The sequence below is a fragment of the Streptomyces sp. NPDC041200 genome, assembly GCF_055591805.1.
The window spans coordinates 40,685-65,102 of record NZ_JBVIZF010000012.1; the positions used below are offsets into that span (position 1 = coordinate 40,685).

The window sequence follows — 24,418 nt, forward strand, 5'->3', positions numbered from 1 at the left end:
CGTGGCAATACTGTTTTCGGCGTTCACTCACGGTCGTGACCGTGCCGTGATGATCGCCGAACGGGGGAACCGAACGAGGGGAATGGACGGGCGGACGGGGCGGGGGCCGTGGTGCGGCCCGCCCGCCCCGGTTGCCCGGGTGGCGTCAGATCAGCGCGGGGGCCGTCGGCGCGTCCGCCGACTGCGCGGCGCGCTGGAGCGCGCTGGCGAGCAGCGCCAGATCGGTCGGCCCGTTGCCCAGTTCGCGCAGCGGGCGGCGGGCCGGGGGATCGCCCATCCGCTCCCACTCCAGCGGGACGACCGTCGGCCGCTGGGTGGCGGTGCGCGGTATCCGCCCGGTGACCCGGCCCGCCTGGAACGGGGTCGCCGCGGCGTCGTCGGGGCCCAGCAGACGGCCGCGGCCGGGGGCGTGCTCGCTGCCGGACTCACCGGACGCGCAGGTCTCCCCTTCCGGCTGCTCGGACGAGGCGGGCGCCAGCGGACGGGGTTCCAGGACGATCCGCAGCGCGGCCCGCTCGACCGCCGCCGTGTCCGCCGTACGGTCCGGGCGGCCGGACGCCGCCACCAGGTGGACGCCGAGATGGGCGCCGTCGCGGGCGATCGCCTCCAGCGCGCGCACCACCGAACCGGCCGCCGGGCGGCCCGGACTCCCGAGGGCCGGGGCCACCAGCGCGTCGAAGTCGTCGACGAGGACGACGAGTCGGGGGAAGGGGGGCGAGGCGGCCGCCTCGGCGCTGCCCCGCGCGGGTTCGTCGTGCTGGTCGGGGCGGCCGCGCTGGGGGCGCAGCCTGAGTGTCGTACTGGGCGGTGGGTCGATGTCACCGGCGGAACGGGGCGCGATCACCCGCGCGGGAGCGCCTCCGGACGCGCTCGTGCCCGTACCCTCCCGGAGCCGGGCGTGCCAGGAGACGAAGTCCATCCGGCCCAGCAGCTCGGCCCGGCGCTTCAGCTCCGAGCTGAGCGCCTGCGCGAACTCCCGCATCCGCACCGGGTCGGAAGCCGCCAGATACGTCGACACATGCGGCAGATCGGTGCACACCCGCAGCCCCTCGCCGCGCTCCGCCCCGCCGCTCGCCCCCGCGCCGTCGAGGAGCACCAGCTCCAGCCGGTCGGGGCGCTCGGCGGCCGCGAGGGAGGCGGCCAGCGACCGCAGCAGCTCCGTCTTGCCGGTGCCCGCCCCGCCGTCGATCAGCAGATGCGGGCCGTCGGCCGCCAGATCGACGGCGACCGGTCCGCGCGGCCCGGCGCCCAGCACCGCGAGGGCCCGGCCGCCCGCCGGGACCTCGTCCGCCGCGGCCGCCCAACGGGCCAGCAGCGACGCGGGGGTGGCCCGGGCGAGTCCCAACTCGTCCAGCAGCCGGGCCGAGTCGGGCAGCGGGGCCGCCACCTGCCGCCCCGGGCCGCTCTCGTCGCCCTGGCCGGAAGCGGCCGGGCGCAGGGGCGCGAGCGCCCGCGCGAACCGCTCGGCCCACGCCCCCGACACCGCGTCCACGGTGGCCGCCGTGGTGGCCCCGGCCACCCACATGGGGACGCCCGCGCCGCCGGTGGCGGCATCGCGGCGCACGATCTGCAGCCCGGTGGCCACATCACCGCTCAGCAGCGCCGCCACCTCGCACGCCGCGAACGCCGCCGAGGCCGCGCACGCCGTCTCGTAGCTCACCGACAGCGGTGAGGCGGGCGACGCGGCCGGGGCCTCGGCCAGGCACAGGAGGTGAATCCCGGCCCCCGGCCCGCCGGCCGCCAGCCGCCCGAGCGTCTCGCGCAGCGCGGGCGGTCCCGGATCGCCGTCCACGATCACCACGGTGTACGGCCCGGCCGGGCCCGCGGCGGTGTCGTCCAGCCGCCGCGTCAGCTCCGCCGTACGGGCCGTCACCTGCTCCGCGTCGTACGCCAGCAGCAGTCGGCAGTCCTGCCCGCGCAACGGCTGCAGCTGCGGCAGCCAGCCCAGCCAGGACCACTCGGCGGGCCGGTCCTCGGTGCTGAGCAGCACGATCTCCAGCGTGCCGGGGGAGTGCAGCGCCGCGAGCTGCGCCACGACGGACCGGGCGAGCCCGGCCAGCCGCCCGCGTGGCCCCGCCAGCCCCAGCGAACCCGCCTGCCGCAGATCGACGGTCACCGGCGCGGCGGGCAGCAGCCCCCCGGCGCCGGAGAGCCGGTCGGCGGAGCCGAGCCGCACGGTGAGCGCGTCCGGGTGGCCCGGCCCGCGCTCCCACAGCCGAGGCCCCGGGCCCAGCGCCGTCATCAGCACGGCGGCGGGGTCCGGCCACCGCCGGTGCAGCGCGGCGGCCTCCTCGGCCGCCCGCACTGCCCGGTCCTCGGCGCCCGCGGCCTCGTCCATGCCCTGCTCGTCCGCGCCCCGCCCCCCGGTCAACTGCCGTACCCAGGCCCCTATCCCCCGCCGCCGGACCTGCGCCCCGGGAGCGTCGTACGCATACGCCGCCCCCGCCTCGCCGATCCCCTCCGGCACGGTGGTCCCCCGCAACGGCGTCCCCCGCCCCCCGCGGGGCCCCCGGGGCGCCCCGAGTCCCTGCCCGCCGCCGTCCGTGACGGGGCCTCCGGCCCAGGTGCCGAGCGCCGGTTGCCCGCCGGGGCGCGGGCCGGTTCCGGCCGGGGCGCCGTACGGTGCGTCGCCCCGCGTGCCGCGCCCTGGGTCTCCGGGCTGCCCGCCGCTGTCCGTGACGGGGCCTCCGGTCCGGTCGGTCGCGCTGTGCGGTCCGCCGTGCGGCGTGCCGCCGCCCGCTCCCGGGCCTCCGGACCGGGGCCCCGGTACACCGCCTCCGGGGCCTCCGGCCGCGCCGTCGCGCGTGTGCTGCCCGGCGTTGGCAGGCGGGTTGCCGTACGGCCCACCGCGCCCGTGGGTCTCGCGGGCTCCGGGCTGGCCGCCCGGGTCGCCGTACGGTGCGTGGCCTTCGGCCCAGGGGCCCTGCTCGCCGTGGCGGGGGCCTGCGGCCGTGCCGGGCTGTCCGGTGGGACCGTTGGCTGCCGCCGTGCCGGTGCCGTGCGTGGTGGTGCCCTGGGGTGCCGCGGGGGTGACCGGGGTCCAGCCCCGGCCGGGGTGGCGGGGGGTGGGGGCGCCGGTCCAGGGGCCCTTGGCGTGGGCCACGCCGTCCGTGCGGGGGGTGACCCTCAGGTGGCCCTCGCCGTCCGGCTGGGCGGGGAGGCGGGCGGGGGAGGACGGGGCCTCCCCCGGGGCGCGCAGCCGCAGCGCGGATTCGCCGATCCGGAGCAGCGCGCCCGGCGCGAGCGGTACGGGGTCGGGGCCGACGGGGGCGCCGTCGGCGGCGGTGCCGTTCGTCGAGCCGAGGTCGGCGATGGTCACCCGGCCGTCCTCGGCGACCGTCACGGCGCAGTGCAGCCGGGAGACGTCCGGGTCGTCCAGGGGGACATCGGCGTCGGCGGAGCGGCCGATGCGGACCTGGCCGCCGTGCAGCAGGTGGACGCCGCCCGCGTCGGGCCCCGCGATCACGTCCAGGTGGACCGTGGCGTCGGACACCGCCGCCTCGGGCAGGCCCGGGTACCCCGGGTAGCCGGGGTAGTGGTCGGGGTCGGCCGGGGCGTGGAGGGAGAGCACCGCGCCGTCCACCAGCGGGGGCTCGCCGAGCGCGCAGCGCTGGGGGTCGAGCCGCTCCGAGCCCGCGTAGACCACGACCGCGCCGGTGCCGCCCCCGGCGTCGTGCCCGGCGGCGGCGACGGCGGCGGCGAGGCCGCTCGTCACGGAGGCGAGGGCGGTGCCGACGGGAGCGGTCACGAGCACGTCCACCGCGCCCGCGAGGGCATGCGGCGGCGGCGCGGGCGCAGGATGGCCGGAACGGCCCGGGTGGGCGCTGCGCGGCCCGAGGACGGTCAGCCGAATCTGCATCGCCGTCAACGGTCCCTTCTGTCCGGGGGGCCGGGCGGGGGTGCCAACCCCGCCGTCTCGCCCCCAGGCGCTTCGGCACGTACAGGTCCGTACGGGGTCGTACGGATCACGGAGCGTGAGCCCCCCGCCGCTCGGCGCTTCCGTGCTGCGTGCATCCTCGCACCTGCCACTGACACTTCGCCCGCCGCCCGGCGGCACATGATCTTGATTGGTCGGCTACTCGGCCGAAACTGGCTGATTGCGACCGGATCCGCTGCGTTAGCAGGACCGGATCGGCTGTGTTAAGAGGACGGGAGTGGGCAACCGACTCCCCGGATCACGCGTCTTTCCCCGGGGTTCGCGACGGCCCGGCACACCCCGTCGCGCCCCGCTCAAGCGGTGATCAGCGGTGATCGGTACGGCACCTCGTCCGTCCCCATTACAGTGGGCGGACGAGCACGGCAGGCAGTACAAGCGATGCAGCAAGCGATGCAAGTGATATGACCACGACCAGGGAGCGCACGTGCGGCCGGTAGGCAGCAAGTACCTGCTCGAGGAGCCGCTCGGACGCGGAGCCACGGGCACCGTCTGGCGGGCCAGCCAGCGGGAGACGGCGGGCGCCGAGGCGGCCGTGGCCGGGCAGCCCGGCGAGACGGTCGCGATCAAGGTCCTCAAGGAGGAGCTGGCGAACGACGCGGACATCGTCATGCGCTTTCTCCGCGAGCGTTCCGTACTGCTCCGCCTCACCCACCCCAACATCGTCCGTACCCGCGATCTCGTCGTCGAGGGCGATCTGCTCGCCCTCGTCATGGACCTGATCAACGGTCCGGACCTGCACCACTACCTGCGCGCCAACGGCCCGTTCACGCCCGTCGCCGGGTCCCTCCTCATGGCGCAGGTCGCCGACGCGCTCGCCGCCAGCCACGCCGACGGCGTCGTGCACCGCGACCTCAAGCCCGCCAACGTGCTCCTCGCGGGCACCGGCGAGGGCGAGGAGATGCACCCGATGCTGACCGACTTCGGCATCGCGCGGCTCGCCGACTCACCCGGTCTGACCCGGACCCAGGAGTTCGTGGGCACCCCCGCCTACGTGGCGCCGGAGTCCGCCGAGGGCCGTCCGCAGACGTCCGCGGTGGACATCTACGGCGCGGGCATCATGCTGTACGAACTGGTCACCGGCCGTCCGCCGTTCGCGGGCAACACCGCGCTCGAGGTGCTGCACCGCCACCTCAGCGAGGAGCCGCGCCGCCCCACGACCGTGCCCGAGCCGCTGTGGACGGTCATAGAGCGCTGTCTGCGCAAGAACCCGGACGAGCGCCCGAGCGCCGAGAGCCTGGCCCGTGGCCTGCGCGTGGTCGCCGCCGGTATCGGCGTGCACGCCTCGGCCGCCCAGGCGGAGGCCGCCCTCGGCGTCGCCGCGCTGCTCGCGCCGGACCCGGCACCGGCCCCGGTCCCCGACACCGCCCCCACGGACGCGGGCGACGCGACCCAGGTGCTGCCGACGAACGCGCCGGGCAACCAGCCCTCGTACGACCCGGCCGCCGCCACCAACGTGCTCCCCACCACGGGCCCGAACGCCCCCGGGGCCGACCCCACCCGGGCCATGCCCCCCGTACCGCCCGGCGGCACCCCCGGCCAGGACGATCCGCACCCCTGGCAGAACCAGCTGGCCGCGGCCCGCGACCGCAACGAGCAGACGCAGGTCCAGTACCTCGACCCGAGCGAGGACCCGCTGCGCCGCCGCCCCCACCGCCCCGCACCGCAGCAGCCGCCGGGGCAGTACCAGCAGCAACAGCAGCAGTATCAGCAACAGCAGTACCAGCAGCAGCCGTACCAGCAGCCGCAGCAGCCCCAGCCGCAGCAGCCGCCGCCGTCGCGCCGTCAGCAGCGCCGCCAGCAACAGCAGCAGCCGCAGCAGTACGCCCCGGCGCCGCAGCGCCCCCAGGAGCCGCAGCCGCAGCGCTACGCGCCGCCGCAGCAGCCGGAGCCGCGCCGCGAGCCCCGGCAGCGCGGGTCCAACCCCAACCGGATGAAGATCCCCGGGCTCGGGTGCCTCAAGGGCTGTCTGTTCGTGATCCTGATCCTGGTCGTCGGTTCCTGGCTGATCTGGGAACTGACCCCGCTCAAGGACTGGGTCGCGGAGGGCAAGGGCTACTGGGACGCGGTCTCGACCTGGGTCACCGAGGTCAAGGACTGGATCTCCACGCTCGGCGGCCCGAGCTGACGAGGCGAGAACTGACGAGGCGAGAACTGACGAGGCGAGAACTGACGCGGCCCCAGCCGACCCACGGCTGAGGCCGTCGCGCCGCCTCCCTTCGGCACACCCTCAACACCCCGACCGATGCGCCGAGTCAGGTGATTTGTCGACATCCAAGGGGTGTTTTCCGCTCAGAAGTGACAGTTGGCGCTGTCTGATGCCCCCAACGCGCCAGTAGGCGCGTAGCTTTGTCGCCAACGTGCCCCCTGTCGGAGGATTCGGAGCAGTCTTGTCACGGAAGATCGGCAGCCGGTACACCGCGCACCAGGTCCTGGGACGCGGCAGCGCCGGCACGGTGTGGCTGGGCGAGGGTCCCGAGGGCCCGGTCGCCATCAAGCTCCTGCGCGAGGACCTCGCCTCCGACCAGGAGCTGGTCGGCCGTTTCGTACAGGAGCGCACCGCGCTGCTCAGCCTTGACCACCCCCGAGTGGTCGGCGTGCGCGACCTCGTGGTCGACGGCAACGACCTGGCCCTCGTCATGGACCTGATCCGCGGTACGGATCTGCGCACCCGGCTCGACCGCGAGCGGCGGCTGTCCCCGGAGGCCGCGGTCGCGATCGCCGCGGACGTCGCCGACGGGCTGGCCGCGGCGCACGCCGCCGGGATCGTGCACCGGGACGTCAAGCCGGAGAACGTCCTGCTGGACATGCAGGGCCCGCTCGGCCCCGGCCGCTCCCACCCCGCCCTCCTCACCGACTTCGGCATCGCGCGCCTGGTCGACGAACCGGGCCGGGCCCGCGGCGGCCGGACGCCCCGCGGTCAGCAGCCGTCCCAGGGCCGCTCGCCCAACCCGCGCAGCGTCATCGGCACCCCCGACTACCTCGCGCCGGAGATCATCGAGGGGCTGCCGCCGCGCGCCAGCGTGGATGTGTACGCGCTGGCCACGGTGTTGTACGAGCTGCTGGCGGGCTTCACCCCGTTCGGTGGCGGCCACCCCGGCGCGATCCTGCGCCGCCATGTGACGGAGACCGTCGCCCCGCTGCCCGGCATCCCCGACGAGCTGTGGCAGCTGCTGCTCCAGTGCCTCGCCAAGGCCCCCGCCTCCCGGCTGCGCGCCTCCGAGCTGGCCGCGCGGCTGCGCGAGATCCTGCCCACCCTGGCCGGGTATCCGCCGCTGGACATCGACGAGCCGGACGAGGACGACGAACCCGAGCAGCGCGAGGGCGAGGGCACGCGTCCGGAGGGCGGGCACCAGCCCGCCCCCGCCGGACCGGGCCAGGGGCAGGGCCAGGGATACGAGCGGGCATACGGCCAGGGCGGGGCGCGGCGGCGGCGCGGCGCGGTCCCGCTGGTCCCGGGCGCGGTGCCGGACAGCAGCCGCGAGACGCACACCAGCATGCGCGTGCCCAGCGCGGACGAGCTGGCGGGCGGCGCGCACGGCACCGCGCGCGCCCCTCGCGTACACGGTCAGCGCCGGGCGGGCTCGGCGCGCCATCCGGCGGTCTCGGGCGCGCTGCGCCGCCGTCGGATCAAGGTCGCCGCGGCCACGGTGGCGGCGCTGGTCGTCGTGGGCGTCGGCGGTTGGCTGGTCGCGGGGGGCGACGACGGGGACGACGCACCCAAGGGCGGCGAACACTCGTCCTCGCAGGATTCGCATGGCTCGCGCGACTCCGGGCAGGGGTCCGGACAGGACTCCGGCGCCCGCTGAGAGCCCGCCGGTCCTGGTAGGGCCGACGGGCCGGAGATCCTTCTATAGCGGTTAGGCTGGTGCACGTGGCAGTCGTCGATGTATCCGAAGAGCTGAAGTCCCTCTCCTCGACCATGGGGTCGATCGAGGCCGTCCTGGACCTCGACAAGATGCGGGCCGACATCGCCGTGCTCGAGGAGCAGGCGGCGGCCCCGTCCCTGTGGGACGACCCGGAGAACGCGCAGAAGGTCACCAGCAAGCTCTCCTATCTCCAGGGGCACCTGCGCCGTGCCGAGGAGCTGCGCGGCCGGATCGACGACCTCGAGGTGCTGTTCGAGCTGGCGGCCGACGAGGGCGACGACGACGCGCGCGTCGAGGCCGAGGCCGAGCTGAACGCGGTGCGCAAGGCCGTCGACGAGATGGAGGTCCGTACCCTCCTGTCCGGCGAGTACGACGCCCGTGAGGCGGTCGTCAACATCCGCGCCGAGGCGGGCGGCGTCGACGCCGCCGACTTCGCCGAGCAGCTGCAGCGGATGTATCTGCGCTGGGCCGAGCGGCACGGCTACAAGACGGAGATCTACGAGACCTCGTACGCGGAGGAGGCCGGCATCAAGTCGACCACCTTCGCCGTGCAGACGCCGTACGCGTACGGCACGCTCTCCGTCGAGCAGGGCACCCACCGCCTGGTGCGCATCTCGCCGTTCGACAACCAGGGCCGCCGTCAGACCTCCTTCGCGGGCGTCGAGGTGCTGCCGGTGGTCGAGCAGACCGACCACATCGAGATCGACGAGTCCGAGCTGCGGGTCGACGTCTACCGTTCGTCGGGCCCCGGCGGGCAGGGCGTCAACACCACCGACTCCGCGGTGCGGTTGACCCACATCCCGACCGGCATCGTGGTCTCCTGTCAGAACGAGCGCTCGCAGATCCAGAACCGGGCGACCGCGATGAACGTCCTCCAGGCGAAGCTGCTCGAGCGCCGCCGCCAGGAGGAGCAGGCCAAGATGGACGCGCTCAAGGGCGACGGCGGCAATTCCTGGGGCAACCAGATGCGTTCGTACGTCCTGCACCCGTACCAGATGGTCAAGGACCTGCGCACCGAGTTCGAGGTGGGCAACCCGCAGGCGGTGCTCGACGGCGAGCTGGACGGCTTCCTGGAGGCCGGAATCCGCTGGCGCAAGAAGCGGGAGCAGGAGAGCTAAGCCCCCGGTTGGCGCCTCTCGCGGCCTCTCCCGGCCTCTCGTGGCGGTTTTCCTGATCGCCAAGTGGTCCCTCAAGGACGCTTTTTGGTCACAGTCGTGTACCCATGCGTCACACAAGCACCTTCATAGCGGACATCTCGCCCCCAAAGACGCTTGACGGTGCCATGAAAACTGGGAAGGCTGACGCGCGGCATGCGTATGACTGGGGCGCGTGTGAACGGGGACCGGCGGATCGCCTGAGCAGGCAGGGCAGGCAGAGCCCGCGGAGTTTCTTTCCCTGACGGCCGTGGCCCCTGCATAGCTGCTCCATCGACGAGCACAGCTACTGGGGGTAGCAGTAGATGACGAAGAAGACGCGGCTGCGTGTCGCGCGCGTAGCGGCTGCCGCGGTGATAGCCGCCGGTGCGTCGCTGACCGCTGCCGGTGCCGCATCGGCCGTGGGGATCGACGTGGGGATCGGTGGCGTCGACGCCTCGGTCAACGCGGACAAGAAGGGCCTGGACGTCGGTGTCGGCGTCCACAACCCCGACGACCCGACCGACGAACCGACCGAGATTCCCACCGGTGAGCCGACGGACGAGCCCACCGGCGAGCCGACGGACGAGCCGACCGGCCTGCCCACCGGGCTGCCGACGCTCCCGACGGAAGAGCCGACGGACGAGCCCACCGGCGAGCCGACGGACGAGCCCACCGGTCAGCCGACCGGCGAGCCCACGGGCCAGCCGACCGGCGAGCCCACGGACGAGCCCTCCGGCCAGCCCAGCTCCTCGCCCAGCCAGGGCGGCGGCGCGGGTGGCGGCGACGACTCGACCTGCACCGTGGACCTCGACTCCACCAACTGCGACGACAACACGGACACCGACAGCGTCGGTTCCAAGCCGGTCGAGCAGGGCAAGGCCAAGGAGGAGCTGGCCGAGACCGGTGCCTCCTCCGAGACCACCTTCCTGCTGATCGGTGCCGCCACGATGATCGCGGGTGGCATCGGCTTCCGCGTCGTGCCGCGGCTCGCGAACCGCAACAACAACGTGGCCTGATCCATACGCCGCATTACACGTCGAGGGGCCCGGAGCGCTGCAGAGCTCCGGGCCCCTCGGGGTGTCTGTACGGGTAAGCGTTGGTTACGCTACGTTATGCTGCGGCCGCCATCTCGTGGGCGAGCACGGCCACCGCGATCAGCGCCACCAGGAGCGCTATCAGCGCGGCCGGGGTCAGTCCGCCGAAGAGGCCGTCCTGCTGCTGCAGGCGCTCCCTGCTGGCCCGGCAGACCGGGCAGCGGCCCTCGCTGACGGGACTCGCGCAGTTGGCGCAGACGAGCCTGTCGTACGTCATGCGCTTTCTCCTCCCGCGCGGCGGTGCCGCAGTAGATATGGGGCCAACGCTCAGGGAAATGGGTTGGTTCCCCTTCCACTGTGCCAGCTTCCGCCCGGTTCGGCGCGCCCCGCACGATTCCGTGCCGCATCCGTACCGGTTCTGTGGCCGTTTCGGACGGTCCGACGGCCAGTTTGTCAACCGTTTGCCCCCAATAGTGCCGTGAATAAACGCACCAAGCCGGATGGGCGCTGCGCGCCCGCGCGCGGTTCGCGTATGGTCACGCTCACCGACGGGAGCCGCTCCGGCGGCAGCCCGTACCGCTACCCAGGTCACCGTGGTGCATCAGTGATCCGATTCGACAACGTATCCAAGACTTACCCCAAGCAGACCCGTCCCGCACTCCGGGATGTCTCGCTCGAGATCGAAAAGGGCGAGTTCGTCTTCCTGGTGGGCTCCTCGGGGTCGGGGAAGTCCACTTTCCTCCGGCTGCTGCTCCGCGAGGAGCGGGCGAGCCATGGCGCGGTCCATGTGCTGGGCAAGGATCTCGCGCGGCTGTCCAACTGGAAGGTGCCGCAGATGCGCCGCCAGCTGGGCACGGTGTTCCAGGACTTCCGGCTGCTCCCCAACAAGACGGTCGGGGAGAACGTCGCCTTCGCGCTGGAGGTGATCGGCAAGCCGCGCGGCGCGATCCGCAAGACCGTGCCCGAGGTGCTCGACCTGGTGGGGCTGGGTGGCAAGGACGAGCGGATGCCCGGCGAGCTGTCCGGCGGTGAGCAGCAGCGCGTGGCCATCGCGCGCGCGTTCGTGAACCGTCCGATGCTGCTGATCGCCGACGAGCCGACGGGCAACCTGGACCCGCAGACCTCCGTTGGGATCATGAAGCTGCTGGACCGGATCAACCGGACCGGCACCACGGTCGTCATGGCCACGCACGACCAGCAGATCGTGGACCAGATGCGTAAGCGCGTGATCGAACTTGAGAAGGGCCGTCTCGTCCGCGACCAGTCCCGCGGCGTCTACGGCTACCAGCACTGAAAGGACGCCATGCGCGCCCAGTTCGTCCTGTCGGAGATCGGCGTCGGTCTCCGCCGCAATCTCACGATGACCTTCGCGGTGATCGTCTCCGTGGCCCTCTCCCTCGCCCTGTTCGGCGGGTCCCTGCTGATGAGCCAGCAGGTGAGCACGATGAAGGGCTATTGGTACGACAAGGTCAACGTCTCGATTTTCCTCTGCAACAAGAACGACAAGGAGTCGTCGGCCAACTGCGCGAAGGGCGCGGCCACCGAGGTCCAGAAAAAGGAGATCCGCTCCGAACTGAACCAGATGAACATCGTCGACTCGGTTCAGTTCGAGACCAGTGAGCAGGCGTACAAGCACTACAAGGAGCAGTTCGGCGATTCACCGCTCGCCGATTCGCTGACGCCGGACCAGATGCAGGAGTCCTTCCGCATCAAGCTGAAGGACCCGACGCGGTACGACGTCATCTCCACCGCCTTCGCCGCCCGGCCCGGGGTGCAGGAGGTACAGGACCAAAAGGCCCTGGTCGACGATCTCTTCAATCTGCTCAACGGCATGAACTACGCGGCGCTCGGCGTGATGACGCTGATGCTGGTGGTCGCGTTGATGCTCATCGTGAACACGGTGCGGGTGTCGGCGTTCAGCCGCCGCCGGGAGACCGGGATCATGCGGCTCGTCGGCGCGTCCAGCTTCTACATCCAGATGCCGTTCATCATGGAGGCCGCCATCGCGGGGCTGATGGGCGCGGGCTTCGCCTGCGTACTCCTCGTCAGCGGCCAGTACTTCCTGGTCGACAACTGGCTCGCGGGCCAGATCGACGTGATCAACTTCATCGGCTGGGACGCGGTGCTGGCCAAGTTGCCGCTGGTGCTGGCGATCGGGCTGCTCATGCCCGCCCTCGCGGCCTTCTTCGCGCTCCGCAAGTACCTCAAGGTGTGACATTCGCCTGGGGCGCCGTACCTCACAACGCGGCGTACGGCGCCCGGGCTTGCCCTACACTCACCGGCATGTCGGGCCCGTGTTTGTTCGTCCATCCCCGCCGCATTCGCCACGGGGCCGCCCTGACATTGGTCTTCGTGAGCGTGCTCGCCACCGGCGCCGCCACCGGCTCGTGGGGCGCGGAAGGTCCCGCCCGGGCCGCCGACCGGGGCTCGTCGGCCGCGCGGATACCGATCCGCCCGATCGCCGCCGGCTCCGTCGAGAGCGACCAGGTCGAAGCGGCGGCAGCCGCGGCCGAGAAGGACGGGAAGTCCGGTTCGCAGGCCGCCCGTGACGTGGTGAGCCGCAGCGGCGACCGGTGGGGCGCGGTCTATAGCGCCCGTGAGTACGAGGGATTCCGCCAGCACCTCGACGGCGCGTACGTCGGCGTCGGGGTCTCCGCGCGGGTCGGAACCGGCGGCCGGATCGAAGTGGACGAGGTCCAGCCCGGCAGCCCCGCCGACCGGGCCGGACTGCGGGCCGGAGACCGGCTGCTGAGCGTCGACGGTACGAAGTCCACCGGCCGCCCCGTCACCGAGGTCGTCGCCCGGCTGCGCGGACACGCCGGACGCTCGTCGGGCACCCCGGTGGCGCTCGCCCTGGAGCGCGACGGCCACCGGTGGCGGCAGACCCTGCACCGGGCGCGGCTGGCCACCGAGCCGGTCACCGTCGACCGCGTCGACGGCCAGCGGCCGGGCGCCGTCCGCATCAAGGTCGACTCCTTCACCAAGGGCTCCGGCGACCAGGTGCGCCGCGCGGTGCGGCAGGTGCCCCGGGGCGACGGCATCCTCCTCGATCTGCGCGGCAACTCCGGTGGGCTGGTCACCGAGGCCGTCACCACCGCCTCGTCCTTCCTCGACGGCGGCCTGGTCGCCACGTACGACGTACGGGGCGAGCAACGCGTCCTGGACGCCCGGCCCGGCGGCGACACCCACAGCCCGCTGGTCGTCCTCGTCGACGGCGGCACCATGAGCGCCGCCGAGCTGCTCACCGGCGCGCTCCAGGACCGCGGCCGCGCGATCGTCGTCGGCTCCCGCACCTTCGGCAAGGGATCGGTGCAGATGCCCAGCAAGCTCGCCGACGGCTCGGTCGCCGAGCTGACCGTGGGCCACTACCGCACCCCCGCCGGGCGCAACGTCGACGGCGAGGGCATCGCACCCGATCTCACCGTCCACGGCGACGACGGACCGAGCGCCGAGACGCGCGCGCGGACAGTATTGAGTGGCCTCGGGGGCGGGTCCTAGTGCGAGAATGGCCTCGCTATGGCTAAAGAGACGGGTCGCAAACTGATCGCGCAGAACAAGAAGGCGCGGCACGACTACCACATCATCGACACCTACGAGTGCGGCCTGGTGCTGACCGGGACCGAGGTGAAGTCGCTGCGCCAGGGGCGCGCCTCGCTCGCCGACGGCTTCGCGCAGCTCGACAACGGTGAGGCGTGGCTGCACAACGTGCACATCCCCGAGTACAGCCAGGGGACGTGGACCAACCACTCGGCGCGCCGCCGCCGCAAGCTGCTGCTGCACCGGGCGGAGATCGACAAGCTGGTCCACAAGACCCAGGAGACGGGCCACACGATCGTGCCGCTGTCCCTGTACTTCAAGGACGGCCGCGCCAAGGTCGAGGTCGCGCTCGCCAAGGGCAAGAAGGAGTACGACAAGCGCCAGACGCTCCGCGAGAAGCAGGACCGCCGCGAGACGGACCGCGCGATCTCGGCGGCCCGCCGCCGCGAGCGCGGCCGAGTCTGACCTCGGACGTCGTCCGGGACGTCGCCCGGCGGGAATGATGTGGCCCCGTAGCGCGTTGTTCACCTATGATGGCGGTGCGCCCCCACACGAGGGCGTGGCACCACCTTTTTGAAAAATCAACATGGGGATGATCGGTTTCGACAGCGGCTGTCGAAGCAGGGGAAGCGAGCCGAGGAAGCGGCAATGATCTCGTAAACCATATGTCGCAACCAATAATCGCCAACACCAAGCGCGATTCCTTCGCCCTCGCTGCCTAAGTAGCGACTTTGCGAAGTGTCAGCCCGGGGGTGTTCCCGACCCGGATCCTGGCATCGACTAGGGAACTAAACCACTAGACCCGGTCACGGGGTGTAGTGGGAAATCAAACAGTGACTGAGCCCGTCGGAGACTTGTCCGCGTGATCTCCGGGGCCGAGAAAATCACAGCGGACTGCGCTCGGAGAAGCCCTGATTCCGCACCGTTGGACGCGGGTTCGATTCCCGCCATCTCCACTCATCCCATGTACGACGAAGGCCCCGCCGCTTGGCGGGGCCTTCGTCGTGTCGGGGTTCAGGTGAGGCGGTGCTCCCGGCGCAGCGCGGGGCTGCCGGAGATCCAGTACGTATGAGAGCGGGATGTGACGCGGAGCCGTACCGCGCTGATGTCGGGGCGTCCGGCGTCCTGCCAGGCGATGAGCGCTTGCTCGATGTCGTCCCACAGCGCCACCGGACCGCCCTGCCGGACGGTCCAGCCGGAGCCGTTCCCGGTGAACGCGGCGAAGGATTCGCGGTCGGCGTCGAAGAGGTAGAGCTGCGGGGTGCCATCACCCAGGGTGGCGCGTACGAGCTGTGCGCCGGGCGCGGCCAGCTGGGCGAGGAAGGCGGGCATCCACTCCTCCAGCAGTGTCGGCGGTACCTCCGCTTCGCGCTCGCTGTCGGCGTAGGCGGTACGCGCGGACAGGTCCCCGGCGAGCGGTACGGCGGCCTGGGAGCGGGCTTGTATGAATGACGACTCCCCGACGATCGGCCCCTCGGCCGTGCCGTCGTCGTTCACGGTGATCTTTGCGAGGCCGGTGCCGTACGCCCATGAGCCAGGGGCGAGGGTGGTGAGGATGATGCCGCCCTGCCTGGTGCGGGAGCGTGAGATGGCCTTCCGCACACCGCGTGCCGGACCCGCACACGGCGTGCTTCCGTACGCCCTCCTCACCCGCCCGCGGTACCGCTAGCGTCGTGTCTCTCGTTGTCCCTCGGGAGGTACCTATGAACTTAGGTTCAGCGAGAGTTGACATCGGTTCGATCCTTCGCGGTGCCCGCTGCGCCGCCCGTCTCACCCAGGCGCAAGTCGGCCAGGCGTGTGGATACTCCGCGTCGGCCGTCTCCCGGATCGAGTCCGGCCGCATGCGGCTCGATTTACGCAGCGCTGGTGCAGTTCGCCGCGTTTTGAACCTTCCACTCGACCGGCTGGCCGCGACTCCTGTGCCGGACGAACCCGCGGTCGATACGGTGGAGCGTCCATCGGGCGAGGAGGATGCGGTGCGTCGTAGGAATCTGCTCACCGGTGCGTTGGCGGCTGGGACAACGGCCGTTGTAGGGGCTGCCCCGGCCGGTGCCGTGTCCGGGCCTTTCGACCCGGCGGCCAGCCTTGAGGACGCGCTTTTCCGGCTCCCCGCTGCCGCCCCGGTTCCGACGGCCCGCCTCGTCCAGCAGACGGCGGCCGCACGGGCGGACTTCTGCGCTGCTCGCTACGCCTCCCTCGGCCGCGCGCTCCCGGGCCTGCTCGCCGCGGCCTCGGCGACGCGGGACGCGTCGAACGGGCGGGCACGAGAGCAGGCGAGCGTGGTGCTCGGACGGGCATACGTGCTGGCTGCCGAGCTGGCGCTCAAACAGCACAACGACGCGGCCTGGGTGGCTGCCGACCGTGCGCTGACCGCGGCCCGGGCCAGCGGCCACCCAGTTCCGATCGGTGAGTCTTCTCGGGTACTCGCGATCACCATGCGGCGGTCGGGGCGGTGCCCGGCTGCGGTGCGGCTGCTCACCCAGGAGGCGGCCGATTTGGACGTCGGCCGGGCCCCGACCGGGGCCGTGCGTACGACGCTGCTGTTGACGGCCGCGTACACAGCGGCCAGCGGCAGGGACCGCGCCACGGCGCTGGGCCTGTTGGACGAGGCTGAGGAGCAGGCGGAGCGGCATCGGGCGGTGCCGGGGCTGTTCACCGTGGACACGAGCCGGACGCAGGTGGACGTGTACCGGATCGGCGTGCTCAACGCACTCGGCACGCCCGACGAGGGTGTGAAGGTCGCCGTGAGGCTGAACATCGACTCCATGCCGACGGCGGAGCGCCGTGCCCGCGCCTGGACGGACACGGCGCGCATGTGGCACGCCCTCGGCGATCAGCCGCAGACCTTCGCGGCGCTCCGCAGGGTGGAGCAGGAGGCGCCGCAGGAAGTGCGGCGGCCGGCACTGCGGGCCCTGACGGCGGACCTGTTGTATGTGCCCGCCCGCGTACCAGGCGTGCGGGAATTCGCGGCCCGCACCGGGGCCCTGTGAGGTTCGTCCGGGTCGGTGATGTGGAGTCCGTGTGGGATGACCTGATGGGCATCTACGAGGAGTGCTGGGCGCACAAGCTCCATCTGCCGCACTACGCCCCGGAGGCGTTCGGGGAGCGGCTGCGGCGGCATGCCGCCGAACCGGGGTGGGAGGCCGTGGTGGCGTACGGCTCGGGCGAGCCGGTCGGCTACCTCTACGCCAACCGGCTCGATGGAGCGGACGACCGCTGGTGGCGGCGCACCTGCCCCGAGCCCGGGGTCGACATCACGGGGACACCCACGGTCGCGGTGAAGGAGATGATGGTCCGCCGACCGTGGCGCGGGCAGGGCATCGCCCGCAGGCTGCACGACGTCCTGCTGGCCGGGCGGGTCGAGCCCCAAGCCTCGTTGATGGTGAACCCGCTGAACGAGGACGGGAAGGTGCAGGCTCTGTACACGTCGTGGGGGTACGCGGCAGTGGGCACCGCGCAGTCGTCGCCGGAGGCGCCGGTGCTGACGGTGATGGTGCGTGCGGTGCGGGCCGGGGTGGTCGCCGGGTAGTGCCGACCGTCGGCGGTCGGCACTACCCGGCGAGACATCCCGCGCTTCCCGGGGGCTCGCGGTCACCATGCGGCGGTCGGGCCCTGCACGGCTGACAGTCCACCGGACCCTAGTCCCGCAGCTCCTCCAGGCGTTCGAGGTCGTCGTGTGCCGATTCCCGCTCCTGTGCGGTGAGGTCGACCGCGGCGGCCTGGGTGAGTGCGGACGTCGCGGTGTCCTCGTCGCCGAGGCGCCTGGCGACGTCCGCGCGCAGTACGAGGAGGCGAAGCGACTGCACGGGTGTGGGCCGCTCGTCCTCCGTGTGCAACGCCCGGTCGAGGATCTTCGCGGCGCCCGCCGGGTCGTCTCGCGAGTCCGCGAGGAGGGACGCGTGATGCAGGGCTCGGGGGAAGGTTTCCTTGGGGGCGGGCCGGTGGTAGGGATTCTGGCTTGTCTGCTGGCCGATGCGCAGGCAGTTGCCACCCGGGTCGGTCATCAGGAACTGCCGTACGCCGTGCGAGGTGTCCTTCAGCGGCCCGATGCGCGGCAGTCCGCGGGTCGGGATCTTTCCGTACGCCGCCTTGAGCCTGGTCCGGAAGGCTTCGTGCAGCTCATCGATGTCATCGGTGTGGATATAGCACGTGCTGTAGGACTCGGCCGGTTCGTAACTCTTCATCCCGAAGAAGTGAAGCTGGATGCCGCCGCGCTCCACGACCGCGTAGGGATTGGGGCTCCTCTGCTGGAAGGTCGCTTCGAATCCGAGGACGGTGTAGAAGTCGAGGACCGGCTGAATGGTCCGGCACGGCAGCATCGGAATGGTCTTCTCGCCCATGCGGGACATGCTAGTCAAAGTTGACTAGCAAGGGGAGGGGGCTAGCCGATGTCCAGGACCGCCTTGCCGTGGAGGCGGCGGTCCAAGAGGGTCGCGACGGCTTCCTCGGCGCGGTCCCAGCCGCCGCGCCAGGCGATCTGCGGGGCCAGGTCGCCCGCCGCGAGGCGCTCGGCGAGCCAGGTGAGGTCCGGGCCGAGGTCGGGGTGTTCCAGGAGGAAGAACGTGACGATCGAGCGGTCGTGGCGGCCCGCGTCCCCGTAGAGGGCGCCGAAGGGGAACGTCTCGGGCTGGCCCGTGACATGGCCTACGGAGACCAGGGTGCCGTGCGCGGCCAGGGTGTCGTACGCCGCCACGAGCTGCGGGCCGCCTACGAGGTCCACCGCGCCGTGTACCGGTTCGGCGATCTCGCCCGGCCCCGCGATCACCTCATGGGCGCCCAGGGTGCGTAGGGAGTCGCCGTGGGTGTCCGGGTCGCTGGTGGAGGCGATGACGTGGGCGCCGCCGAGGCGGGCGAGTTGGACGGCGTACCGGCCGACGCCGCCCGTGGCGCCCGTGATCAGGATGCGGCGGCCGAGGGTGTCGCCGATGCGGCGCAGGGCGCGCAGCGCGCTGCCGCCCGCGACCGGGAGGGTGCTGAGGGCGGCGGGGTCGGCGCCCGCGGGCGGGATGCCGATCAGGCCGGTGTGTACGGCGCGCAGCTCCGCCCAGCCGCCCGCCTCGCCGAAGGTGACGACGGGGGTTCCGGCGGCGGGGCCGGAGCCGTCGGTGGCGGCGCGCTCGATCACCCCGGCGGCGTCCCAGCCGAGCACCGTGCCGTCAGGGGCCTCGGCGCGGTGGGCGGTCTCGCCGTAGTTGAGGGAGGTGGCGGTGACCCGGACCAGCGCCTCGTGCGGGGCGGGTTCGGGGTCGGGGGCTTCGCCGAGGCGGAGACCGGAGGGGGTGGTGGAGTCGACGAGCAGGGCGCGCATGGGGCGTTCGCCTTTCCGGGAGGTGGTGAGAGACTCAGTTATGCCACTGAGTGGCATAAGCGCGCAAGTGGCGTTCGCGTCCGCGTTACACTCGGCGTCGTGACTGCCGCCCCCACCCCGTCGCTGCGCGAACGCAAGAAGCTGCGCACCCGTCAGGCGCTGATCGACACCGCGCTGGAGCTGTTCACCGAGCACGGCTTCGGCGGAGTGACGCTGGATGAGCTGTGCGAGGCGGTGGAGGTCTCCAAGCGCACCTTCTTCCGCAACTTCACCAGCAAGGAAGACGTCGCGATGGCCCCCGAACAGGACCTCTGGCGGGCCTTCCTGGAGGAGCTGGAGGCCGTGGACCCGGGCTCGCGGACGCTGGTGGAGCTGGGGCGGGACGCGCTGCTGGCCGCGCTGGACCGCATGGACGACGACGGGTGGGCCCGCCGGGTCCTGGTCAGCCGACGACTGGCCGAGCGGACGCCCTCGATGGCGGCGCACGGACTTCAGTTCTGCGAGGCCACCACCCAGGGGGCGCTGGAGGTCCTGCGCCGCAGGTTCGGGGTCGGGGCGCCGGGCGACGTACGGCCCCGGCTGGCCGTGGACATGCTGATCGCCGCGTTCCACTGCGCGCTCGCGGGCTGGGTGGACCAGGCAGGCAGTGCCCCGCCCCTGGCCAAGCGGGACCTGGCCGTACGCCTCCGTGAGGCCGTCGCCGCCCTGCCGGGCAGCCTCACGATGTCCGTGGAGGGCTGACCGATGCGCGCGTGGACTCTGCCGGTGCTGCTGGTGCTCTGCGGTGCCGGTCTCGCGACCGGGCTGATCTTCAAGGGGAGCCCCGGTACGGCCGCGGCACTCCTGCTGGTGTTCGCGCTGCTCGCGGGCGTGAACTCGCCGCTCGTCTTCCCGCGGTCGATCGGTGCGCTGGAGGCGCAGCGCCGCAGCGCGGCCGACGGCCGGCCCGTCGTCTACTGGCGGCCGGGCTGTGCGTACTGCCTCCGGCTGCGCACCCGGTTGGGCCACCGCGCCCGCCGGGCGCATTGGGTCGACATCTGGCGCGACCCGGAGGGAGCGGCGGCGGTGCGGGCGGCCAACGACGGCGACGAGACCGTGCCGACGGTCGTCGTGGCGGGCCGCCCGCACACCAACCCCGACCCTGAATGGGTACGCGACCAGCTCCCCGGTGTGGTCTGACGGCGGCCGTCAGCTGAAGGCGAACAGCAGGCCGAAGCCGAGGAAGAGCGTGCCGCCCAGGATCATGCCCAGCGCCGGGCCCACCAGCTGGCGCCGCATCCATACCCGGGCCTTCTGCGACTCGCCCGGGAGGTACATCACCTCCACCCTCCGGCCGGTCGCCAGCCCCAGGCCGATGCCCTGGATCGCGGTCGTGAACTCCACCTCGTGGCCCTGACGGTCGTGGAACTGGATGACCGGCGTCGGGATCGTATTCCGGTTCTGCTTCTGCTTCTGCTTCAGGTTCTGGTTCTGCTTCCGGTTCTGGTTCCGGACCTGGTGGTCCACGTTGGCGACCACCAGCCCTTCCGTACGGACTCCCTCACGGCGCAGCCGTCGCACCAGCCGGGCGTCGCGCACGGCGCAGGCGTAGAGGAACAGGCCGATCGCGATGCACAGCAGATCGGCTCCGGGCATGCCCATTGGTGGTTCGCCTCCCGTCGTGTTCGGTTCCCCCGATCCGGAACTCAGGTTGTCATTTCCGGGCGCTCTGTCGCGAAGTGGCGGGGTGCGGGATCCTCCCGTGGCATGAGGAGACCCTTGAACCGTCGTGCGCGCGCCTGGGCCTGGCCCCTCGTCATCGGGCTGGTCTGCACCCTCACCTGGAGTTCCCCGGCCGGGGCCGATGCCTCGCGCGCCGGGATCGACACAGCTCTCGACACGATCCTCGCCGACCCCCTGCTGAAGGGCGGGGCCGCCGGGGTGGTGGTGGCAGACGCCGACTCCGGCGACGCTCTGTACCGGCACCGGGCCGACGACCGGCTGATGCCCGCCTCCAACACCAAGCTGTTCACCTCGGCCGCCGCCATGGGGCTGCTGGGGCCCGACCACACCTTCCGGACCGATGTCCTGGGCGACGGCACCCGCCACGGGCGCACCCTGCGCGGCGATCTGTATCTGCGCGGCAGCGGTGATCCGACCCTGCTCGCCAAGGACTTCGACCGGCTCGCGAAGAGCGTCGCCGACGCGGGGATCAGCCGGGTCACCGGGCGGCTGATCGCCGATGACACCCGGTTCGACGCGCAGCGCGCGGGCCGCTCCTGGGCGGCCGACGACGAGTCCTCGTACTACGCGGCGGGCATCTCCGCGCTCACCGTCGCCCCCGACACCGACTACGACGCGGGCAGCGTCATCGTCGAGGTCGCGCCGGGTGCGGCGACGGGGGAGCGGCCGAAGGTCACCGTTACGCCCCCGACCCGGTACGTACGTATCGACAACCGGGCGACCACCGGGAGCGGCGGTCTCACCGTTGAGCGCGGGCACGGCACCAACACCATCACCGTCAGCGGCGCCATCGCGGCCGGGGCGCAGACCGCCAAGGAGTGGGTCAGCGTCTGGGAGCCCACCGGGTACGCCGCCGCCGTGTTCGCCGACGCGCTCAAGAGGCACGGGGTGCGGGTCGCGGGGGCCACGAGGCTCGGTGAGGGCACACCGGCGCAGGCCAGTCCCGTCGCCTCGCACCGCTCCATGCCGCTCAAGAAGCTGCTGGTTCCGTTCATGAAGCTGTCCAACAACATCCACGCCGAGGTCCTCACCAAGGCCATCGGTCACGAGACGGCCGGGCGCGGCACCTGGAGCGCGGGCCTGGCCGCCATCGCCGACTACCTCAAGAAGCTGGGCGTGGACATGGGAGCGGTGCGCCAGGTCGACGGGTCCGGGCTGTCCCGGATGGACAACATCGCGGCCGGGCAGCTCACCGAGCTGCTGCTGGCGGTCCGGCAGCAGCCCTGGTACGCGGACTGGTACGCCTCCCTGCCGGTGGCCTGCGCCCCGGACCGCCTCACCGGCGGCACGCTGCGCTCGCGCATGTGCGGCACCCCGGCCGCGGGCAACGCGCGCGGCAAGACCGGCTCCCTGACCGGCGCGTCCGGGCTCTCCGGGTACGTCACCGACGCGGACGGCCGGGAGCTGGTCTACAGCATCGTCCTCAACAACTACCTCGCCCCCTCGGTGAAGAGCCTGGAGGACGCGATCGTGGTGACGCTCGCGAAGTCCGGCGGGGACGGGACCGAGGCGGTGCGGCCCCGGGCCGTACGCGGCGGCGCACAGACAGCGGACCTGGAGTGCTCCTGGGTCAAGCCCCGGCGCTGCTGAGCGCCAGCGTCAGGGCGGCCGTCCCCGCCTCCGCGTCGGCGGACGGCCCGCCCACCACCTCCACCCGCCAGGGCCCCGGGGCCCGCTCGGCCTCGGCGTGCAGCGCGTCCCCGTCCCGTACGACGGTGAACGCGACGGCCGTCGAGCCGTCCGGGGCCGGGACCCGGACGGTGACCCCGGTGCCGGGCAGGGCGGAGGGTTCGTACACCCGCAGCGTGATGCCGTCCGCCCAGTCGGCGTCCGGCCGGTCGTACGCCGCGCCGAACGGGATCACCGCGCCCGGCCGCGCCAGCAGCGGCACGCTCAGGAAACCGTGCCGCTCGCGGACCCAGCGCGGGCCGCGCACGGTCCGGCCGCTGAGCACGTGCGTCCACACCCCCTCCGGGACGTAGTACGCGACCTCGCCCTCGTCGTCGAAGACCGGCGCGACCAGCAGATCTCCACCGAGCATGTACTGCCGCTCCAGCCCCGCGCACCCCGGGTCGCCGGGGAATTCGAGGACCATGGCGCGCATCACCGGCAGGCCCTCGCCGTGCGCCTGCCGCGCCACCTCGTACAGGTACGGCATCAGCCGCAGCTTCAGCCGGGTGAAGAAGCGCAGTACCGCGACCGACTCCTCGTCGAAGTGCCACGGCACGCGGTAGGAGGACGAGCCGTGCAGCCTGCTGTGCGAGGAGAGCAGGCCGAAGGCGATCCACCGCTTGAAGAGTGCCGGGTCGGGGGTGCCCTCGAAGCCGCCGATGTCATGGCTCCAGAAGCCGAAGCCGGACAGCCCGAGGGAGAGCCCGCCGCGCAGCGACTCGGCCATTGCCTCGTACGTGGACTCGCAGTCGCCGCCCCAGTGCACCGGGAACTGCTGGCCGCCCGCGGTCGCGGAGCGCGCGAAGACGACGGCCTCGCGCTCGCCCCGCCGCTCGCGCAGCGCCTCGAAGACGGTGCGGTTGTAGAGGTGGGTGTAGTAGTTGTGCATCCGCTCGGGGTCGGAGCCGTCCGCGTAGACCACGTCCAGCGGCACCCGCTCGCCGAAGTCGGTCTTGAAGCAGTCCACGCCCATGTCGAGCAGCGCGGTCAGCTTCCCGGCGTACCAGGCCCGCGCGGCGGGGCTGGTGAAGTCGACCAGGGCCATCCCGGGCTGCCACAGGTCCCACTGCCATACGGAACCGTCCGGCCGTTTCAGCAGATGCCCGGCCGCCCGGCCCTCGGCGAAGAGCGGGGAGCGCTGCGCGATGTACGGGTTGATCCACACGCACACGCGCAGGCCGCGCTCGCGCAGCCGCCGCAGCATGCCCTCCGGGTCGGGGAAGACGCGCGGATCCCAGGTGAAGTCGCACCAGTGGTGCTCGCGCATCCAGAAGCAGTCGAAGTGGAAGACGGACAGCGGAAGTTCGCGCTCCGCCATGCCGTCCACGAAGCCGGTGACCGTCTCCTCGTCGTAGGAGGTGGTGAAGGAGGTGGACAGCCACAGCCCGAAGGACCAGGCGGGCGGCAGCGCGGGACGGCCGGTGAGCGCGGTGTAGGTGCGCAGGATGTCCTTCGGGGTGGGCCCGTGAATGACGTAGTACGTCAGCTCCTGGCACTCGGCGCTGAACTGGACGCGGGACACCGCCTCCGAGCCGACCTCGAAGGAGACCTGGCCGGGGTGGTCGACGAAGACGCCGTAGCCCGCGTCGGTGAGGTAGAAGGGGACGTTCTTGTAGGCCTGTTCGGTGGCGGTGCCGCCGTCGGCGTTCCAGATGTCGACGGTCTGGCCGTTCTTCACCAGCGGGCCGAAGCGCTCCCCGAGGCCGTACGCGGAGGTGCCGACGCGTAAGAGCAGCCGCTCGCGCAGATAGTGGCGGCCGTCGGCGGTCTCCATGATGCCGGTGTCCTTGGGCCCGCTGCCGGTGAGCGGGCGCCCGTCGGCCTCGAAGGCGACGCGCCAGGGGCCGGTGCGGGCGATGCGTACGGTGAGCGCGCCGGAGGTGAGCCGGGCCTCGTCGTCATCGCAGGACACATCGCAGGACGCCTCCCCGTACGAGCCACCGGCCAGCTCGAACGACGGGCCCCGGTCCGCCCCGCCCGCGAAGTGGGTGAGCCGGACCCCGATCACGCCCGGCATCGGCGCGGTGCACGTCAGGGTGAGCACCGGCCCCTTGAGGAGATCCCCGCGGCGGTGCACCGGATGGGTGGCGGCGTGCACGGTGAGGTGGCCGGGGCCGGTCTCCACGTCGAGGACCCCGGTGGGGTGGGCGGCGCGGACGCCCTCGCGCAGCAGCCAGTAGCCGTCGCTGAACTTCATGCGGGGCCCT

At 72.5% G+C, this 24,418-nt stretch carries 19 protein-coding genes, 1 other RNA gene and 2 pseudogenes; 15 read left to right on the forward strand and 7 right to left on the reverse strand.

Annotated features, from left to right (window positions below):
- Nucleotides 1–145 precede the first annotated feature (145 nt).
- The gene (locus ACZ6CL_RS24890; protein WP_468938919.1) at nt 146–3,859 is read right to left on the reverse strand and encodes an FHA domain-containing protein; all 3,714 of its coding nucleotides are present in this window, start codon (nt 3,857–3,859) and stop codon (nt 146–148) included.
- Between the two features lie 502 nt (nt 3,860–4,361).
- Here ACZ6CL_RS24890 and ACZ6CL_RS24895 point away from each other — a divergent pair.
- The 4 genes from ACZ6CL_RS24895 to ACZ6CL_RS24910 all read left to right on the forward strand — a co-directional run bounded on the left by ACZ6CL_RS24895 (nt 4,362) and on the right by ACZ6CL_RS24910 (nt 9,955).
- Nucleotides 4,362–6,062 carry a serine/threonine-protein kinase gene (locus ACZ6CL_RS24895; protein WP_468938922.1) on the forward strand — a complete coding sequence of 567 codons (1,701 nt, stop codon included), beginning with the start codon at nt 4,362–4,364 and terminating at the stop codon, nt 6,060–6,062.
- A gap of 262 nt (nt 6,063–6,324) precedes the next feature.
- Nucleotides 6,325–7,743 carry a serine/threonine-protein kinase gene (locus ACZ6CL_RS24900; RefSeq protein ID WP_468938923.1) on the forward strand — a complete coding sequence of 473 codons (1,419 nt, stop codon included), beginning with the start codon at nt 6,325–6,327 and terminating at the stop codon, nt 7,741–7,743.
- Between the two features lie 65 nt (nt 7,744–7,808).
- Nucleotides 7,809–8,921 (forward strand): peptide chain release factor 2, encoded by a 1,113-nt coding sequence (prfB, locus tag ACZ6CL_RS24905; protein WP_468938926.1) that lies wholly within the window; start codon nt 7,809–7,811, stop codon nt 8,919–8,921.
- Between the two features lie 341 nt (nt 8,922–9,262).
- Nucleotides 9,263–9,955 carry a hypothetical protein gene (locus ACZ6CL_RS24910; RefSeq protein ID WP_468938928.1) on the forward strand — a complete coding sequence of 231 codons (693 nt, stop codon included), beginning with the start codon at nt 9,263–9,265 and terminating at the stop codon, nt 9,953–9,955.
- A 94-nt stretch (nt 9,956–10,049) separates the two neighbouring features.
- On the opposite strand, the gene ACZ6CL_RS24915 is transcribed toward ACZ6CL_RS24910, so the two are convergent.
- Nucleotides 10,050–10,250 carry a hypothetical protein gene (locus ACZ6CL_RS24915; protein WP_123108461.1) on the reverse strand — a complete coding sequence of 67 codons (201 nt, stop codon included), beginning with the start codon at nt 10,248–10,250 and terminating at the stop codon, nt 10,050–10,052.
- Between the two features lie 327 nt (nt 10,251–10,577).
- On the opposite strand from ACZ6CL_RS24915, the gene ftsE reads away from it, so the two are divergent.
- The 5 genes from ftsE (at nt 10,578) to ssrA (ending at nt 14,469) form a co-directional block, all read left to right on the forward strand.
- Nucleotides 10,578–11,267, forward strand: a complete 690-nt coding sequence (ftsE, locus tag ACZ6CL_RS24920; protein WP_201857601.1) for a cell division ATP-binding protein FtsE — start codon at nt 10,578–10,580, stop codon at nt 11,265–11,267.
- Nucleotides 11,268–11,276: 9 nt separating this feature from the next.
- Nucleotides 11,277–12,188, forward strand: a complete 912-nt coding sequence (gene ftsX, locus ACZ6CL_RS24925; protein WP_468938930.1) for a permease-like cell division protein FtsX — start codon at nt 11,277–11,279, stop codon at nt 12,186–12,188.
- A gap of 68 nt (nt 12,189–12,256) precedes the next feature.
- Nucleotides 12,257–13,471: a S41 family peptidase gene (locus ACZ6CL_RS24930; protein WP_468938932.1), complete on the forward strand. Its 1,215-nt coding sequence runs from the start codon at nt 12,257–12,259 to the stop codon at nt 13,469–13,471.
- An 18-nt stretch (nt 13,472–13,489) separates the two neighbouring features.
- Nucleotides 13,490–13,975, forward strand: a complete 486-nt coding sequence (gene smpB, locus ACZ6CL_RS24935) for an SsrA-binding protein SmpB (RefSeq protein ID WP_468938933.1) — start codon at nt 13,490–13,492, stop codon at nt 13,973–13,975.
- A gap of 123 nt (nt 13,976–14,098) precedes the next feature.
- Nucleotides 14,099–14,469, forward strand: a transfer-messenger RNA (tmRNA) gene (gene ssrA / locus ACZ6CL_RS24940).
- Nucleotides 14,470–14,524: 55 nt separating this feature from the next.
- On the opposite strand, the pseudogene ACZ6CL_RS24945 reads toward ssrA, so the two are convergent.
- A pseudogene (locus ACZ6CL_RS24945) lies at nt 14,525–15,088 on the reverse strand (methyltransferase domain-containing protein); the annotation flags it as partial.
- A 125-nt stretch (nt 15,089–15,213) separates the two neighbouring features.
- On the opposite strand from ACZ6CL_RS24945, the pseudogene ACZ6CL_RS24950 reads away from it, so the two are divergent.
- The 3 genes and pseudogenes from ACZ6CL_RS24950 to ACZ6CL_RS24960 form a co-directional block, all read left to right on the forward strand.
- Nucleotides 15,214–15,357, forward strand: a pseudogene (locus ACZ6CL_RS24950) (helix-turn-helix domain-containing protein); the annotation flags it as partial.
- A 207-nt stretch (nt 15,358–15,564) separates the two neighbouring features.
- Entirely contained in the window at nt 15,565–16,500 is a 936-nt protein-coding gene (locus tag ACZ6CL_RS24955; RefSeq protein WP_468939313.1) for an XRE family transcriptional regulator, read from the forward strand.
- On the forward strand, nt 16,497–17,039 hold the full coding sequence (locus ACZ6CL_RS24960) for a GNAT family N-acetyltransferase (RefSeq protein ID WP_468938935.1): 543 nt from the start codon (nt 16,497–16,499) through the stop codon (nt 17,037–17,039). The genes ACZ6CL_RS24955 and ACZ6CL_RS24960 overlap by 4 nt, the downstream gene beginning before the upstream one ends.
- A gap of 109 nt (nt 17,040–17,148) precedes the next feature.
- On the opposite strand, the gene ACZ6CL_RS24965 is transcribed toward ACZ6CL_RS24960, so the two are convergent.
- Both ACZ6CL_RS24965 and ACZ6CL_RS24970 read right to left on the reverse strand, forming a co-directional pair.
- A complete protein-coding gene (locus ACZ6CL_RS24965; RefSeq protein ID WP_468938936.1) occupies nt 17,149–17,850 on the reverse strand; it encodes a bleomycin resistance protein in 702 nt (233 codons plus the stop codon).
- Between the two features lie 41 nt (nt 17,851–17,891).
- Entirely contained in the window at nt 17,892–18,818 is a 927-nt protein-coding gene (locus tag ACZ6CL_RS24970; RefSeq protein WP_468938938.1) for a zinc-binding dehydrogenase, read from the reverse strand.
- Nucleotides 18,819–18,917: 99 nt separating this feature from the next.
- Here ACZ6CL_RS24970 and ACZ6CL_RS24975 point away from each other — a divergent pair, with 99 nt between their 5' ends.
- Together ACZ6CL_RS24975 and ACZ6CL_RS24980 are read left to right on the forward strand one after the other, a co-directional pair.
- Nucleotides 18,918–19,559 (forward strand): TetR/AcrR family transcriptional regulator, encoded by a 642-nt coding sequence (locus tag ACZ6CL_RS24975; RefSeq protein WP_468938941.1) that lies wholly within the window; start codon nt 18,918–18,920, stop codon nt 19,557–19,559.
- Nucleotides 19,560–19,562: 3 nt separating this feature from the next.
- Nucleotides 19,563–19,997 carry a glutaredoxin domain-containing protein gene (locus tag ACZ6CL_RS24980; protein WP_468938943.1) on the forward strand — a complete coding sequence of 145 codons (435 nt, stop codon included), beginning with the start codon at nt 19,563–19,565 and terminating at the stop codon, nt 19,995–19,997.
- Between the two features lie 9 nt (nt 19,998–20,006).
- Here ACZ6CL_RS24980 and ACZ6CL_RS24985 read toward each other — a convergent pair whose 3' ends face one another.
- Nucleotides 20,007–20,459 (reverse strand): DUF3592 domain-containing protein, encoded by a 453-nt coding sequence (locus ACZ6CL_RS24985; protein WP_468938946.1) that lies wholly within the window; start codon nt 20,457–20,459, stop codon nt 20,007–20,009.
- A 105-nt stretch (nt 20,460–20,564) separates the two neighbouring features.
- Here ACZ6CL_RS24985 and dacB point away from each other — a divergent pair, with 105 nt between their 5' ends.
- A complete protein-coding gene (gene dacB / locus ACZ6CL_RS24990; RefSeq protein WP_468938949.1) occupies nt 20,565–22,130 on the forward strand; it encodes a D-alanyl-D-alanine carboxypeptidase/D-alanyl-D-alanine endopeptidase in 1,566 nt (521 codons plus the stop codon).
- On the opposite strand, the gene yicI is transcribed toward dacB, so the two are convergent.
- Nucleotides 22,111–24,408, reverse strand: coding sequence for an alpha-xylosidase (gene yicI, locus ACZ6CL_RS24995; RefSeq protein WP_468938950.1), 2,298 nt, complete (start codon nt 24,406–24,408; stop codon nt 22,111–22,113). The genes dacB and yicI overlap by 20 nt on opposite strands.
- Nucleotides 24,409–24,418: the final 10 nt, after the last annotated feature.

What these genes read in the sequence shown, in the direction of transcription:
- ACZ6CL_RS24890 (WP_468938919.1), bottom strand. Translation starts at nt 3,859, where the DNA reads ATGCAGATTCGGCTGACCGTCCTCGGGCCGCGCAGCGCCCACCCGGGC.
- ACZ6CL_RS24910 (WP_468938928.1), top strand. Translation starts at nt 9,263, where the DNA reads ATGACGAAGAAGACGCGGCTGCGTGTCGCGCGCGTAGCGGCTGCCGCG.
- ACZ6CL_RS24915 (WP_123108461.1), bottom strand. Translation starts at nt 10,250, where the DNA reads ATGACGTACGACAGGCTCGTCTGCGCCAACTGCGCGAGTCCCGTCAGC.
- ftsX (WP_468938930.1), top strand. Translation starts at nt 11,277, where the DNA reads ATGCGCGCCCAGTTCGTCCTGTCGGAGATCGGCGTCGGTCTCCGCCGC.
- ACZ6CL_RS24930 (WP_468938932.1), top strand. Translation starts at nt 12,257, where the DNA reads ATGTCGGGCCCGTGTTTGTTCGTCCATCCCCGCCGCATTCGCCACGGG.
- smpB (WP_468938933.1), top strand. Translation starts at nt 13,490, where the DNA reads ATGGCTAAAGAGACGGGTCGCAAACTGATCGCGCAGAACAAGAAGGCG.
- ACZ6CL_RS24965 (WP_468938936.1), bottom strand. Translation starts at nt 17,850, where the DNA reads ATGGGCGAGAAGACCATTCCGATGCTGCCGTGCCGGACCATTCAGCCG.
- ACZ6CL_RS24970 (WP_468938938.1), bottom strand. Translation starts at nt 18,818, where the DNA reads ATGCGCGCCCTGCTCGTCGACTCCACCACCCCCTCCGGTCTCCGCCTC.
- ACZ6CL_RS24980 (WP_468938943.1), top strand. Translation starts at nt 19,563, where the DNA reads ATGCGCGCGTGGACTCTGCCGGTGCTGCTGGTGCTCTGCGGTGCCGGT.
- ACZ6CL_RS24985 (WP_468938946.1), bottom strand. Translation starts at nt 20,459, where the DNA reads ATGGGCATGCCCGGAGCCGATCTGCTGTGCATCGCGATCGGCCTGTTC.
- dacB (WP_468938949.1), top strand. Translation starts at nt 20,565, where the DNA reads ATGAGGAGACCCTTGAACCGTCGTGCGCGCGCCTGGGCCTGGCCCCTC.
- yicI (WP_468938950.1), bottom strand. Translation starts at nt 24,408, where the DNA reads ATGAAGTTCAGCGACGGCTACTGGCTGCTGCGCGAGGGCGTCCGCGCC.